Source organism: Collinsella aerofaciens (genome assembly GCF_040910325.1).
GTDB lineage: Bacteria > Actinomycetota > Coriobacteriia > Coriobacteriales > Coriobacteriaceae > Collinsella > Collinsella aerofaciens_BL.
In genome coordinates, this window is the sequence record NZ_JBDGAV010000009.1 from 55,801 (window position 1) to 69,301 (window position 13,501).

12 protein-coding genes and 1 riboswitch are annotated in these 13,501 nt (G+C 61.2%); of the genes, 11 read left to right on the forward strand and 1 reads right to left on the reverse strand.

The annotated features are described in order from the left end of the window. Positions 1-54: 54 nt before the first annotated feature. From AB5Z25_RS05190 to AB5Z25_RS05200, 3 genes are all read left to right on the forward strand, one after another. Entirely contained in the window at positions 55-1,446 is a 1,392-nt protein-coding gene (locus AB5Z25_RS05190; RefSeq protein WP_368134963.1) for a zinc-ribbon domain-containing protein, read from the forward strand. A gap of 195 nt (positions 1,447-1,641) precedes the next feature. Then, the gene (locus AB5Z25_RS05195; RefSeq protein WP_368134964.1) at positions 1,642-2,268 is read left to right on the forward strand and encodes a DUF4234 domain-containing protein; all 627 of its coding nucleotides are present in this window, start codon (positions 1,642-1,644) and stop codon (positions 2,266-2,268) included. Positions 2,269-2,281: 13 nt separating this feature from the next. Continuing rightward, entirely contained in the window at positions 2,282-2,767 is a 486-nt protein-coding gene (locus AB5Z25_RS05200; RefSeq protein ID WP_368134965.1) for a DUF2752 domain-containing protein, read from the forward strand. 94 nt (positions 2,768-2,861) lie between these two features. On the opposite strand, the gene AB5Z25_RS05205 is transcribed toward AB5Z25_RS05200, so the two are convergent. Beyond that, positions 2,862-4,325 (reverse strand): M20 family metallopeptidase, encoded by a 1,464-nt coding sequence (locus AB5Z25_RS05205; protein ID WP_368134966.1) that lies wholly within the window; start codon positions 4,323-4,325, stop codon positions 2,862-2,864. 162 nt (positions 4,326-4,487) lie between these two features. Between AB5Z25_RS05205 and AB5Z25_RS05210 the strand changes: the two genes are divergently transcribed. From AB5Z25_RS05210 to AB5Z25_RS05245, 8 genes are all read left to right on the forward strand, one after another. Then, positions 4,488-6,131, forward strand: coding sequence for an amidohydrolase (locus tag AB5Z25_RS05210; RefSeq protein ID WP_368134967.1), 1,644 nt, complete (start codon positions 4,488-4,490; stop codon positions 6,129-6,131). Between the two features lie 435 nt (positions 6,132-6,566). After that, positions 6,567-6,860, forward strand: coding sequence for a co-chaperone GroES (gene groES, locus AB5Z25_RS05215; RefSeq protein ID WP_022094351.1), 294 nt, complete (start codon positions 6,567-6,569; stop codon positions 6,858-6,860). A 96-nt stretch (positions 6,861-6,956) separates the two neighbouring features. Beyond that, entirely contained in the window at positions 6,957-8,594 is a 1,638-nt protein-coding gene (groL, locus tag AB5Z25_RS05220; RefSeq protein WP_022094352.1) for a chaperonin GroEL, read from the forward strand. 370 nt (positions 8,595-8,964) lie between these two features. Further along, a riboswitch (FMN riboswitch) is annotated at positions 8,965-9,157 on the forward strand. A 5-nt stretch (positions 9,158-9,162) separates the two neighbouring features. After that, complete coding sequence (locus tag AB5Z25_RS05225) at positions 9,163-9,753, forward strand: ECF transporter S component (protein WP_229030478.1); 591 nt, start codon at positions 9,163-9,165, stop codon at positions 9,751-9,753. Continuing rightward, complete coding sequence (locus tag AB5Z25_RS05230) at positions 9,750-11,654, forward strand: energy-coupling factor transporter ATPase (protein WP_195247151.1); 1,905 nt, start codon at positions 9,750-9,752, stop codon at positions 11,652-11,654. Before AB5Z25_RS05225 ends, AB5Z25_RS05230 begins: the two co-directional genes overlap by 4 nt. Then, a complete protein-coding gene (locus AB5Z25_RS05235; RefSeq protein ID WP_368134968.1) occupies positions 11,654-12,454 on the forward strand; it encodes an energy-coupling factor transporter transmembrane component T family protein in 801 nt (266 codons plus the stop codon). Before AB5Z25_RS05230 ends, AB5Z25_RS05235 begins: the two co-directional genes overlap by 1 nt. Positions 12,455-12,484: 30 nt before the next feature. Beyond that, the gene (locus AB5Z25_RS05240; protein WP_117648255.1) at positions 12,485-12,931 is read left to right on the forward strand and encodes a pyridoxamine 5'-phosphate oxidase family protein; all 447 of its coding nucleotides are present in this window, start codon (positions 12,485-12,487) and stop codon (positions 12,929-12,931) included. Between the two features lie 44 nt (positions 12,932-12,975). Next, positions 12,976-13,386 (forward strand): pyridoxamine 5'-phosphate oxidase family protein, encoded by a 411-nt coding sequence (locus AB5Z25_RS05245; RefSeq protein WP_117745769.1) that lies wholly within the window; start codon positions 12,976-12,978, stop codon positions 13,384-13,386. Positions 13,387-13,501: the final 115 nt, after the last annotated feature.

Here is a 13,501-nt window from a genome sequence, read left to right on the forward strand (position 1 = left end):
AAGACATCGTTTGCGATCCAGGTGATTCGCTCTAGATACGAAGGGATGATTTCGATGTTCTGTTCGCAGTGCGGCGCCCCCATGGGCGATAACGACAAGTTCTGCGGCGTGTGCGGTGCCCCTAATACCGAGGTTAAGGCCGCCGGTCCCGCTCCGCAAGCTCAACCTCAGCCGCAGGGTCAGCCGTTTGCCCAGCCGCAGCCGCAGCCGTTCGTTGCGCCCCAGCCGGCTATGAACGCGCCCAAGGGTTGCATGGCTCAGGCCTTCAACGACATGCTCAAGGTTCCCGGCGCCTTGGTTCGCGTATGCCAAATCGCCTTTTTGCCGGCGCTGATCTGCGTCGTGTCGGTGCTTGTGCTGTTTATCCCCGTTATCGGTGGCATTGCGGCGGCCATTGGCTTTTTGCTTGCGTACGTGGCAAGCGTGTGCGGTGCCGGCTTTGCTATCGAGTGGGGTCGTGACCTGTCGCTCAAGGATGATAACGGCATGGAGCGTCCGCTGTTGCGCTCGACCTCGTTTGGATTGGGCATTTTCTCGTCTGTCATTACGAACGTGCTCCGGCTCATAGCCATTATTCCGGTGATCGGTGTGGTGTTCTCGGTGCTTGAGAGCGCTGTGATCGGTGCCGTTGGCTCGTACTATTACTACGGTTCGAGCAGCCTCGAGGGTGCACTCATCGGGTCGATGGGTCTGCTTGTCTTTGCCATGATCGTGTCGGTGGTACTGGGCATCTTCTTTAAGATGTTTGGCGATGCCGCTGTGATGCACTTTGCAGTCGCCGGCCGCGTGGAGAGCGCGTTTTCGCTCGAGAAGGTTTGGAAGTCCTATAAGGCCAACCTGGGCAAGTTGTTCTGCGCATCGATTCTCCCCGAGTTTTTGACGGGCATTGTTTCCAATATCATCACTTGGATTTTCACCGCCATCTTTGGTTTTGTTGCCGCGCTGGGCATTAGCGGCTATGGCTACTACGGCTACTATTCTCGTCCTTCGGGTCTCGAGGCAATCATCACGGGCGGCGGCATCACGCTCATTCTGTTCTTGATGATTGTTGCCTTTGTCACGGTGTTCCTGACTGTGTTTGGCAAGATGCTCAAGTATCGCGCCGTTGGCTATTGGGCGGCACGCCATGCCAGCGAGTGGTCCGACGAGGATACCGACGACGTCCTGACGTTTGTGCTCCCGGGTGAGAAGAAGCCTGCTCCTGCGGGATTCAATCCCACGGCCGCCACTGGTGCTGCACCTGCTCCGGCACCTGCCCCTGCACCTGCCCCTGCACCCGCGCCTGCCCCTGCCCCGGCATCCGCGCCTGCACCTGCTCCGGCACCTGCCCCTGAACCCGTACCGGCGCCCGAGGCGACGCCTGCGGAACCCGATTGGAATGCCGTTGCCACGCCGGCGGATGAGCCGGGCGATAATCCTGCTGCCGAAAACAATCAAACCGAATAGTCGGTCGAGGCGCCCTGGGCAACTGAGTCCGGGGTGCCTTTTTCTACTGCGAAAGCAAGAAAATGCCTGGGAAAACGGTTGCAGCAAAATTTCTCGGAAATTGGCCAATGTTGCGCAACAACGTCGCGGCTATTGTTGAGGACATAGACGTGTTAGGTTTGAAGGCGTGCGACGCCTTAGGAAAAGGAGAAGTTGATGTTCTGTCCCACTTGCGGCTCTCCCATTTCGGATGATGCCAAATTCTGCCCTGTTTGCGGATCCGCCGTTGGTGCCGCTTCTGCCGCTGCGGCCCCGCAGCCCCAGCCCGCTCCGGCCCAGACTATTCAGCCCGCGCCCCAGCCTCAGCAGCAGTACACCGGTCAGCAGCAGTACACCGGTCAATACGCCCAACAGTCCGCATCCGCTCCGATGGACTATGGCCCCGTCAAGGCTGACCGCAGCCTGATCGGCTGGCTGCTGCTCTCTCTTGTGACCTGCGGTATCTATTCGTTCTACTTCCTGTATTGCTTGGCCCGCGACATCAATGTCATGTGCCAGGACGACGGCGATTCCACGCCGGGTCTGGCGGCATTCATCCTGCTGTCGTTTGTGACCTGCGGCTTCTACGCGTACTACTGGTATTACAAGATTGGCAACCGCCTGCAGGCCAACGCTCCTCGCTACGGCCTGGTGTTCCAGGAAAACGGCACCACCGTTCTTCTGTGGCAGATCATCGGCGTGCTGCTGTGCGGTCTTGGCCCCATCTTTGCCATGAACATCATCATCAATAATACCAATGCCATGGCAACGGCTTACAACATCCGTCTTGGCGCTCATGCCTAACAATAAGGGCGGCGTGAACAGCTCCCAGGGACATAAGGGCACGGCGGAGCTCCTTCGCCGCGCCCTTTCTTGCACCGGCGCGCTCTTTGTCGCCTGGCTCGCGCTCTACCTGCTCGACATCGGCTGCATTTTTCGATTGATGACGGGCATTCCTTGTCCGGGATGCGGTATGACGAGGGCGTGGCTGGCGGCGCTGCGCCTCGATTTTGCGGCGGCCTTTGCCTACCATCCGCTGTTTTGGGTGGTACCGATTGCGTTTGTGCTCGCGTTCGTGCGCGAGGAGGTGGCATCGAGCAAGCTAAAGCGTGGTATCGACATTGCGGTCGCCATGTTGTGCGTGCTGGTCGTCGCCGTATGGATCGTGCGCCTTATCAATCCGGCAGACGCGGGCCTGCTCTTTGGTGGTCACGCTCCCGCCGGAGTTCCCACCGATATCATCCACCTCGAACCCCCACGCTGGCTCTGCCATTTGGGGATGGGGTACAAATGGCAGAAATAGCGTTTGACAAATGAGCGGGGGCGGACGAGTCGAAACGTCCGCCCCCGCTTTGACATCGCGATGTGGCTATGACTGCGAGATGCCAGCGAATCGACTACTCGTCGTGCTTTCCCTCGCAGCGAGCGGCAGCCCGCGCATCGTGGATGCCCTTGATTGCGGCATGGCGGGCGGTGCGGGCATCGTGCATGGCGTCGCGAGCCTCGGCGGCCGTTGCCTTGGCAGAGCGCAGTTTGGCGGCCAAGTCGGGGTTGGTTTCGGCAACCGCGGCGATCGTGGGGCCGTCGAGCTCCTCTTGCGTGGGCTCGGCCAAAAAGTCGATGGCATACTGGGCGGCTACCATGGAACCCTTGGACAGTACCGACTCGTCGATCTTGTAAAAGCAGGAATGCTGGGCGTACGTGGCGCCAATCTTGGGGTTACGCGTACCTACAAAGGCGAGCACGCCCGGCACGCGGCGCAGGTACTCCGAAAAATCCTCGCCCGAGAGCGTGCCACGGTAATGGCCTTGACCGGTGGGGCCCAGGCACTTGATTACGGCCTGACGGCAGCGCTCGCTCGAAGCTGAGTCGTTTTCGACCTTGTAGTTGGCGATGGTGTAGTCGGTGAGCTCTGCCTCGGCGCCCAGAGCTGCTGCGGTATGCTCCACGATGCGTCGCATAAGCTCCGGCATTTCCTCGTGGGTCGAATCGCCGTAGGTGCGCACCGTGCCGGCGAGGTAGGCCGTGCCGGCGATAACGTTGCGCGCGGTGCCGCCGTGCAGCTCGCCGACGGTGATGACGGCCGGCTCGTAGGGGCTGATTTCGCGCGAGACGATGGTCTGCAGGGCGTTGACGATCTCGGCGGCAACCATGACAGCGTCGTGGCCGCGCTGGGGCATAGCGCCATGGCACGAGGTACCGCGGACATCGATGCGGAACCAGTCGGTATTGGCCATGCGCGGGCCAGGCTCGCAGCTTACGGTGCCGGCGTCGACCTCGCTCCAGATATGCGCGGCGTAGGCGCCATCGACGCCGTCGAGCACGCCCGTGCCGATCATGAGTTTGGCGCCCTGGCCGTTTTCCTCGCTGGGTTGGAAGACGATGCGGACCTCGCCGTGGATGTCGTCAGTCATATGACGCAGGATCTGCAGCGTGCCGAGCATCATGGCGATATGGCAGTCGTGGCCGCAGGCGTGCATGCAGCCCTCGTTGACGCTGGCGAACTCCTCGCCGGTCTGCTCGGTGACGGGCAGGGCATCGATATCCGCGCGCAGCAGGATGCGGCGGCGCGGCGTGCCGTCTTCGCGATAGGCGTCGGGCGCGGTGCCGCGAAGGGTCGCCACCAAGCCCGTCTTAAGGGGGCGCTCGTAGGGGATATTCATGGCGTCGAGCTGGTTGGCGATGTCAGAAGTCGTACGCTCTTCGACGAGGCTCAGCTCCGGGTGCTTATGGAAGTGCCGGCGCTGCTTAATGATGTAGGGCTCAAACTCGGCGGCGATATCTTGGATGGCCGCGGTGACGTCGTCTGCCGCGCGAACCTCGGTTGCCGCCATAATCTGCTGTGCCTTGGTCTTCGTCATGGTCGATTTGCTCCTTGCTGGGTTGATCGCAAAATCGTACAGGCTCTCTCCAGTATGCCACCTGCCGCTAGAGCTGGTAAAGTTGCCGTTTGCCGCTTGGGGTTTTGTTGCAAGGGCGGGGGAGTACACTCGGGGGTGTTGAATTTCCTGCCAGAGATGGGGATGCCCATGCAACATATCGATCGGATCATCCGCTCCAAGAACGTTTTTACCGCCCAAGACGGCATCGATACCGCCCGCGAGTTGGCGATCGCCATCGCAGGCGACCGTATCGTCGCAGCCGGTGCGCCCGATGACGTGATCGCCGCCGCTCCCGCCGCCACGCTGGTTATCGACTACGGCGAGCAGTTTGTCTGCCCCGGTTTCCATGACGCTCATCTGCACTTCTTCCATACCTCGGTCGGTTCCTCGCCGTACATGCTCATGGACATGGGCACGTCCGAGGCGGCGCTGGTGCAACATGCGCTCGAGTTTTCCCAGGACCTGCCCGACGACGCTTGGGTTGTAACGCAGGGCTGGCGCGACTACCGTTGGGACCCGCCCGAGCATCCTACCAAGGCGTCGCTCGATGCAGCATTCCCCGATCGTCCCTGCGTCATGTACTCGGGCGACGGCCACACGCTGTGGCTCAACAGCCGCGCACTCGATGCACTCGGCGTCACGCGCGACAGCGAGCCACCGGCGGGCGGCAGCTACGACAAGGACGCAAACGGCGAGCTCACGGGCATTGCGCACGAAGCGGCTGCCATGCAGCTGCTGCCGCGCTGCCTTGAGTGGCTGGGCGAAGATCGCATCGCAAGCGCCTACGCCGATCAAATGAGGCGCATGGCCGAGCAGGGTATTACCTCGATCTGCGATATGTCGCTCATGCCCATGCCGGGCTGCGATTTTATCCGCGACGATGTCTACGACAAACTGCAGACGGCCGGCAAGCTGGGCATTCGTGCCCATCTGTTCCCCACGCTGCTGGATGACCAGTCGCGTCTAGAAGAGCTGCAGGTACGTTACGCGAACAACGCACTGCTTTCGGCGCCGGGTTTTAAGCAGTTCTTCGACGGCGTGTCGAGCGAACACACGGCATATCTCACCGAGCCCTATACCAATCCGCGCTTCCCGGGCGACCAGGGCCGTCTGACGGTCCCGGCTGAGCGCATGCGCAAGCTGGTTCTGGCGGCCGCGGAGCGAGGCCACACCGTGCGCATCCACGTCATTGGTGACGGTGCGATTCATGCCGCGCTGGATATCTTCGAGGAGGCCGCCGACCTGTACGGCCTGCCCCAGCGCGGCCATAATACGCTCGAGCACCTGGAGAACCTTCTGCCCGAGGACATCGACCGCCTACGCAAACTCAACGTGGTTGCTTCGAGCCAGCCCTGCCACATTACGCTCGACCCGGGTGGACCGGAGCGCGATCTGGGCTTGGAGCGCAGCCGCATCATGTGGCCGTTTGCGACCTATAAGCAGCGCGGCATTCGCCAAGCCTTCGGTACTGACAGCCCTATCACGCCCGTTACCAGCATGAACGTGCTCTACACGGCTATCACGCGCCAGGACCCCAAAAGCCACTGGCCCGAGGGCGGCTGGTTGCCGAGCGAGCGCATCGATGCAGCAACGGCCCTGCGCAACTACACCCTGGGCAGCGCCTATGCAGCGGGCGACGAGCAAAACCTCGGCAGCTTGGAGCCGGGCAAGTATGCCGACCTGGTAGTCCTGGACCAAAACCCGCTCGCCGTTGACCCCCAAGAGCTCCAAGCCACCAAGGTTCAGGCCACCTACCTGGCAGGTAACTTAATCTACGAGCGCTAGCCTCATACCCCACTTATAAGGGGCACGTTTCAGCAACGTGCCCCTTTCTTATTCGCACCATCTGCATCGCCATTTTGCTGCACCGACTTTTATGAATGCCGGGACCGAATTAGTTAACCTGGCTCCCGTGTGGCTCCGGAGGGGCGGGGCATAAGGTTTATCGCGAGTTCCGCACGAGCCGAAGGCCACTTAATGTGGCCTTCGTGCGAGCAGGACTGCCCGAGCAGGAAACCTTATGCCCCGCCCCTCCGGAGCCACACGGGAGCCACCGCTAAGTTATCCACCGGCATTCAGAAAATCTAAGTGCCAAAAAATAAGATTTTTTGACTCTGTGTTGTATAACCCGTCATTCGTGGGTACCATTCAACGCGTACGCAAACAAAAAGGGTTAACCCGCGCGGCATGACCGCGCGGCCCACAAAGGAGGAAACAAGCATGTCGTCTTTGAAGCCGCTTGCAGATCGCGTCCTGGTCAAGCCCGACGAGGCCGAGCAGAAGACCGCCTCTGGTCTGTACATCGCCAGCAACGCTCAGGAGAAGCCGCAGCGCGGCACCATCGTTGCCGTGGGCGCCGGCAAGGTCAACGACAAGGGTGAGCGCATCCCCATGGACGTCAAGGTTGGCGACGTTGTCATCTACGGTAAGTTCGGTGGCAACGAGGTCAAGGTCGACGGCGAGAAGTATCTGCTGATGCGCGCCGACGACATCTACGCCGTCGTCGAGGCCTAATCTCACCAGGCTCTCTGATTCGTCTTTGAACGCGGTCGCCGCATAGGACTCGGAAGCGGCGACGCGAGTCACATTTCTTTTGGAGGATTACTCACCATGGCAAAGAACATTACGTTCAACACCGATGCCCGCGCTAAGCTCGCCAAGGGCGTCAACACTCTGGCCGACGCCGTTACCGTCACCATGGGTCCCAAGGGCCGCTACGTCGCCCTGCAGCGCACGTTCGGCGCTCCGACTATCACCAACGACGGCGTTTCCGTCGCCAAGGAGATTGAGCTCGAGGACAACATCGAGAACATGGGTGCCCAGCTGGTGAAGGAGGTTGCCACCAAGACCAACGACACCGTGGGTGACGGCACCACCACCGCAACCCTGCTCGCCCAGGCCATCGTCAACGACGGCCTGCGCAACGTCGCCGCTGGCGCCAACCCGCTGGCCATCCGTCGCGGCATCGACAAGGCCGTCAACGCCGCCGTCGCCGAGATGAAGAAGCAGGCCAAGCCGGTCGAGACCAAGGAGCAGATCGCTTCCGTCGGTACCATCTCCGCCGGTGACCCCGAGGTCGGCGAGAAGATCGCCGAGGCCATGGAGGTCGTGGGCAAGGACGGCGTCATCACCGTCGAGGATTCCCAGACGTTCGACATCACCATCGACACCGTCGAGGGCATGCAGTTCGACAAGGGCTATGTCTCCGCTTACTTCGTCACGGACAACGACCGCATGGAGGCCGTGATGAAGGATCCGTACATCCTCATCACCGACCAGAAGATCTCCAGCGTTCAGGACATCATGCCCGTTCTCGAGGCTGTCCAGCGCGCTGGCCGTGGCCTGCTCATCATCGCTGAGGACATCGACGGCGAGGCTCTGCCTACCCTGGTCCTCAACAAGATCCGTGGCGCCCTCAACGTCTGCGCCGTTAAGGCCCCGGGCTACGGCGATCGCCGCAAGCGCATCCTCGAGGACATCGCCGTCCTCACCGGTGGCCAGGCTGCCCTGGACGAGCTGGGCGTGAAGGTCGCTGACATTACCGCCGATATGCTCGGTACCGCTAAGTCCGTCACCATCTCCAAGGACAACACCGTCGTCGTCGGCGGCGCTGGCTCCAAGGAGGCCATCGACGCTCGTATCGCTCAGATCAAGGGTGAGATGGAGAACACCACCTCTGACTTCGACCGTGAGAAGCTCCAGGAGCGCCTGGCCAAGCTCTCCGGTGGCGTTGCCGTCATCAAGGTCGGCGCTGCTACCGAGTCCGAGCTCAAGGAGATCAAGCATCGCGTCGAGGACGCCCTGCAGGCTACCCGCGCTGCTGTCGAGGAGGGCATCGTCGCCGGTGGCGGCGTCGCCTTCATGGACGCTGCTCCTGCGCTCGACGCCGTTGAGCTTGACGACCCCGAGGAGAAGATCGGCGTCGATATCGTCAAGAAGGCTCTGACCGCTCCGGTCGCTACCATCGCCAAGAACGCTGGCTTTGAGGGCGCTGTCGTGGTCGACAAGGTTGCCGAGCTGCCTGCCGGCCAGGGTCTCAACTCTGCCAACGGCGAGTGGGGCGACATGATCGAGATGGGCGTCCTCGACCCCGTCAAGGTCAGCCGCGTCACCCTGCAGAACGCTGCTTCTGTCGCCAGCCTGATCCTCATCACCGAGGCCACCGTCTCCGATGTGCCCAAAAACACTCAGCTTGAGGACGCTATCGCTGCTGCTACCGCTGGTCAGCAGGGCGGCGGTATGTACTAAGGCCGACAAGGTCTAGAACTCCCACCGGGAATCCGGGGGCGGGACGGGGACTTCTCTCCGGAACGTCCTCGGACATGCAAAGAGGCTCCGCATCGCGCTTCGCGCTGCGGAGCCTCTTTGCGTCCTGCGGAATATTCCGGAGAGAAGTCCCCGTCCCGCCCCCGGATTCCCTGCGTTTACGGCCTTGAGGTCGGCGGGCGGAGAAGGATGTGGTCGATAGGGATACGTGTCCCCTTCGCTGTTTCGCGCTTTGCGCGAAAGGCGCGTTACTTTGGGATGGGTGGGGAACGTGGTTGTTTTGGCAACTGATCTCCGCCACAAATTACCCTTGGCATACTTGCGCGAAAGCCTACTGGTGCTACACTTGCAATTGCTGTTTCAGGGCGGGGTGAAATTCCCCACTGGCGGTAAATCGGGCGGTGCCAAAGGGGTACCGTGGCGCAGGTAAAGTGCCTGCGACCGAGCCGATGAGTCCGCGACCCGTGTGTGCGTTGGTTCGCATGCCGGCTGAACTGGTGAGATCCCAGTACCAACGGTTAGAGTCCGGATGAAAGAGGCAGGTGATCTTATGTCTGAACAGTCGCAGCATATCCATTTTGAGAACACGAATAGGTGGAGCACCAAACAGCTCGTTACCATGGCGCTGATGTGCGCCTTGGGCGCCCTGTTTATGTATGTGCAGCTGCCCATCCTTCCTTCGGCGCCGTTTTTGACGTATGACCCGTCGCTGGTGCCGGCGATGGTGTGTGGATTTGCGTATGGCCCTGGTGCCGGCACAGCTGTTGCCGCTATGGCGATCGTTATCCATGCGCTTACCACGGGCGATTGGGTCGGTGCGCTTATGAACTTGGTTGCCACGCTGGGCTATATTCTGCCTGCGGCTATCGTCTATCAGAAGATGCACACCTACAAGGGTGCCGTGATTGGCCTGGTGCTCGGCGTCATTGCCGCTACAGCGCTGTCTATGGTCGCAAACCTTACTATTGGCGTATGGTTCTGGTATGGCTCGGCCGATGTGATTCTGCCGCTCATGCTTCCCGCTGTTTTGCCGTTTAACCTCATCAAGACTGTGCTTAACTCGGTACTCACGCTGGCGGTGTACAAGGCGGTCTCTAATCTCATCACGCCCAAGAAGGACCAGGTCAAAGGCCGCGCATGATTGAGTGTCGGGGCGTTTCCTTTAGCTATGACGGTGCCGTGCCGGCGCTCGACGGCGTCGATCTAAACATCGAGGACGGCGAGTTTTTCTGCATCCTCGGTGGTAATGGGTCGGGCAAGTCGACGTTTGCCAAGCATCTGAATGCACTGTTGCAGCCCGATGCGGGCACGGTGCGTATCAACGGTATGGATGCGTCCGACCTCGAGCTGGTCTATGACATTCGTTCGACCGCGGGCATGGTATTCCAGAATCCCGATGATCAGCTGGTGGCAACGCTTGTCGAAGATGACGTTGCGTTCGGTCCCGAAAACCTTGGCGTGCCATCGGCGCAAATTGCGCAGCGCGTACGCGAGGCGCTGAAGGGCGTGGGCCTGGTGGGCTTTGAGCGCCACGAGACCCATGCGCTTTCGGGTGGTCAAAAGCAACGCGTGGCGCTTGCCGGCGTGCTCGCCATGGAGCCGCGCGTGCTCATTTTGGATGAGGCCTCCTCGATGCTCGATCCGCGCGGACGCAAGGGTCTTATGAAAGCGTGCCGCGCACTTCACGATCGTGGCATGACTATCGTGATGATTACGCACTTTATGGAGGAGGCCGCCGAGGCCGATCGTGTCGCGGTGTTTCGGGCGGGGCACGTTGCCATGCTCGGTACGCCCGAGGAAATCTTGACGCGGGCGGATGAGCTTGCGCAGCTCAACCTGGATATGCCGGCGTCGTGCTGCCTAGGTAGGGCACTTCGTGCGAAGGGCGTGCCCGTTTGCGCGCAGGTGCGTGAGGCGGATATGGTCGCCGAGATTGCGCAGGCTTATGCCGAGCGGAGTGGGGCAGGCACCGCGGGGCAGTCTTCCGCATCCCAGTTGGAAATCGCTGACGGCACTGTTCCGGTAGACAACGAGGGCAACGCGTCGGAGCCCGTCATAGAGCTATCCCATGTTTCGTACAGTTATTCGCTCAGTCCGCGCGAGCGCCGCCGCTGGCATAAGCGCTCGGCCACTGCGGGCAAATCGAGCAAACAGGCTCTCTGGGGAAACGACCCCAGCAGTCCGTGGGCACTGCGCGATGTATCGCTGACGGTGCGTCGCGGCGAGTTCCTGGGCTTGGCAGGTCATACTGGTTCGGGTAAGTCGACGCTGGTCCAGCATCTCAACGGTTTGATTCGCCCCCAGGAGGGATCCGTTCGCGCGCTGGGGCTCGATCTGTCAAACAAGAAAGACGCCGCCGCGGTTAAGGCCAAGGTCGGCGTGGTGTTTCAATATCCTGAGCGTCAGCTGTTTGCCGAAACCGTGGCGCAGGACGTGGCGTTTGGTCCGCACAACCTTGGCTTGCCGCAAGATGAAGTCGACCGTCGTGTCGAGTCATCGCTCTCGCGCGTGGGCCTCGACCTTTCCACGGTCGGCGACAAGAGTCCCTTTGAGCTTTCGGGCGGTCAGCAACGGCGTGTGGCATTCGCCGGCGTGCTCGCCATGGAGCCCGAAGTCCTGGTGCTCGATGAACCCATGGCGGGGCTCGATCCGGCTGCGCGCAGGGATTTCCTAGGGCTCATCGGTCGACTCCATCGCGAGGGCCTGACCGTTGTCATGGTTTCGCACAGCATGGATGACCTGGCCAATTGCTGCGACCGTATCGTCGTAATGAACGAAGGTGCGGTGTTTGCCGAGGGAACCCCCGCGCAGGTGTTTGCGCATGCCGATGAGCTCAAGTCGATCGGCTTGGGCGTTCCCGCCGCCCAGCGTATGGCGCTGGCGCTTACGGAGGCGGGCGTGCCGCTGCGTCGCGGCGGGCTCTATACGGTTGAGTCGCTGGCAGACGAGTTGGTGGACCTGCTAATCGGTCGCTCGGGCGGTTCTTCTAACGTCTCGGACATTGCTAAATCCAAGACGGTCGCGCGAGAGGAGGGCTGCTGATGGAGGCGTTTTCGTTTGGCAGCTACTATCCCGGCGATAGTGCAATCCACCGCCTGGACCCGCGAACCAAGTTGCTCTTGGGCTTTGTGTTTCTGATCACGACGCTCACGGTCAGTGGCTTCCGCGGACTGGCCCCGGTCGCAATTTTCGTTGTGCTGACCTATGCCGTGTCTCGGGTGCCGGTTCGTCGCGTTCTGTCGTCGATGGCGCCGCTGCTGGCAATCGTCGTCGTGGTCGCGGTGCTCAACTTGTTTACCGATCAGAGTGGGCGCATCCTGTGGCAGCTCGGCTTTCTGCAGATAAGCGAGGGCTCACTGCGTTCTGCCGCCTTTATGGCGTGTCGCCTGACGTTGATGATGGCCGGTATGAGCGCCATTACACTCACCACGCCGACGCTCGACCTCACCGCGGGCTTTGAGCGCCTGCTCGCGCCGCTTGCGCGTGTGGGACTTCCTACGCACGAGCTCGGCATGATCATGGGTATCGCGCTACGCTTTATGCCGCAGTTTGCCACTGAGATGAAGCAGACGGCCGATGCACAGGCAAGCCGCGGTGCGCGCGTGACGGGCGGTCCGCTCGGTGGCGTACGCATGCTCGGCAGTGTGGCGATCCCGCTGTTCACCGGCGTGTTCCGCCATGCCGAGACGCTGTCTGCTGCCATGGATGCACGCTGCTATCATGGCGAGCAGGGCCGCACGCGCCTGCATGCGCTTACGTTTGGCCGCGGCGATGCGTTGGCGGCGGTGGTGACGGCGTTGCTGCTCATCTGCGTCATCGTCATCAACCTTCAACTTGTTTAGGCGCGATTCGAGCGCAAGAAAGGGGTCCCTATGACCGACAACGACCGCACGGCTCAGCTTGAGCGCGCCTGTTCGTATCTCAGGCGCATTCCGGCGTGGTATCTGGCCACGACCGATGTGGCCGACGGACATCAGCCCCGCGTGAGACCGTTTTCGTTTGCCATGGTCGATGACGGTAAGTTGTGGTTTTGCACATCGCGCGACAAGGATGTGTGGGCGGAGCTGAGTGCGAATCCCAAGTTTGAGCTCTCGGGCTGGAAGCCGGGGGAATGTTGGATCGTATTGACCGGCGAAGCCGCACTTGAGGACGACGCAGTTGCGAGCGACAAGGTGCGTCAAGCGGGCTTTAAGCACATGGTGGGCATTGGCGAGGAACACGAGAGTGCCAACGACGGCCGCCTTGCTTTCTTTTCGGTCCGCAATATTGCCGCGCGCTTCTGTGATATCGACGGCAGCGAGGAGCGCCTGGAGCTCTAGCTCGCACAAACCAGGTTCCCAAACTAACTAGTACAGGAGGAAACGTGGACGGATTGAATACGGTGTTGGAGTATCTGACGTCGGTGCCGGCATGGTATTTGGCGACGAGCGTTGACGGACAGCCTCATGTGCGTCCGTTTTCGTTTGCGCAGATCCAGGATGGCAAGCTGTGGTTTGTAACAGCGCGCACCAAAGATGTGTGGCAAGAGCTGCTGCAAAACCAGCGCTTTGAGGCCACGAGTTGGTGGCCGGGCCATGGCTGGCTTATCTTGCGCGGGCGTGCCGGCTTGGATGACCGGGCTTTAGACGAAATGCGCGAAGCCGGGTGGAAGCATCTAGAGCACCTGGGCGAGCACTATGAGGGGCCTAACGACCCCACGCTCGTCTTCTTTAGCGTCGAGGATCCCGAGGCTTTTATCTGCAATCACGACGAATGGGTGCCGGTCGAGCTCTAGCCGGCTGGCTCATCCTAACAACTTGGTTTTCGCATGGGCGGGCCCCGTATTGCCCGGTGCCGTTAGGAGCGCCGGTCAATACGGGGCCCGCTCCATTTGTCAATTCCTTCAAGCG

What these genes read in the sequence shown, in the direction of transcription:
- groL (WP_022094352.1), top strand. Translation starts at nt 6,957, where the DNA reads ATGGCAAAGAACATTACGTTCAACACCGATGCCCGCGCTAAGCTCGCC.
- AB5Z25_RS05210 (WP_368134967.1), top strand. Translation starts at nt 4,488, where the DNA reads ATGCCCATGCAACATATCGATCGGATCATCCGCTCCAAGAACGTTTTT.
- AB5Z25_RS05190 (WP_368134963.1), top strand. Translation starts at nt 55, where the DNA reads ATGTTCTGTTCGCAGTGCGGCGCCCCCATGGGCGATAACGACAAGTTC.
- AB5Z25_RS05225 (WP_229030478.1), top strand. Translation starts at nt 9,163, where the DNA reads ATGTCTGAACAGTCGCAGCATATCCATTTTGAGAACACGAATAGGTGG.
- AB5Z25_RS05240 (WP_117648255.1), top strand. Translation starts at nt 12,485, where the DNA reads ATGACCGACAACGACCGCACGGCTCAGCTTGAGCGCGCCTGTTCGTAT.
- groES (WP_022094351.1), top strand. Translation starts at nt 6,567, where the DNA reads ATGTCGTCTTTGAAGCCGCTTGCAGATCGCGTCCTGGTCAAGCCCGAC.
- AB5Z25_RS05205 (WP_368134966.1), bottom strand. Translation starts at nt 4,325, where the DNA reads ATGACGAAGACCAAGGCACAGCAGATTATGGCGGCAACCGAGGTTCGC.
- AB5Z25_RS05195 (WP_368134964.1), top strand. Translation starts at nt 1,642, where the DNA reads ATGTTCTGTCCCACTTGCGGCTCTCCCATTTCGGATGATGCCAAATTC.
- AB5Z25_RS05235 (WP_368134968.1), top strand. Translation starts at nt 11,654, where the DNA reads ATGGAGGCGTTTTCGTTTGGCAGCTACTATCCCGGCGATAGTGCAATC.
- AB5Z25_RS05230 (WP_195247151.1), top strand. Translation starts at nt 9,750, where the DNA reads ATGATTGAGTGTCGGGGCGTTTCCTTTAGCTATGACGGTGCCGTGCCG.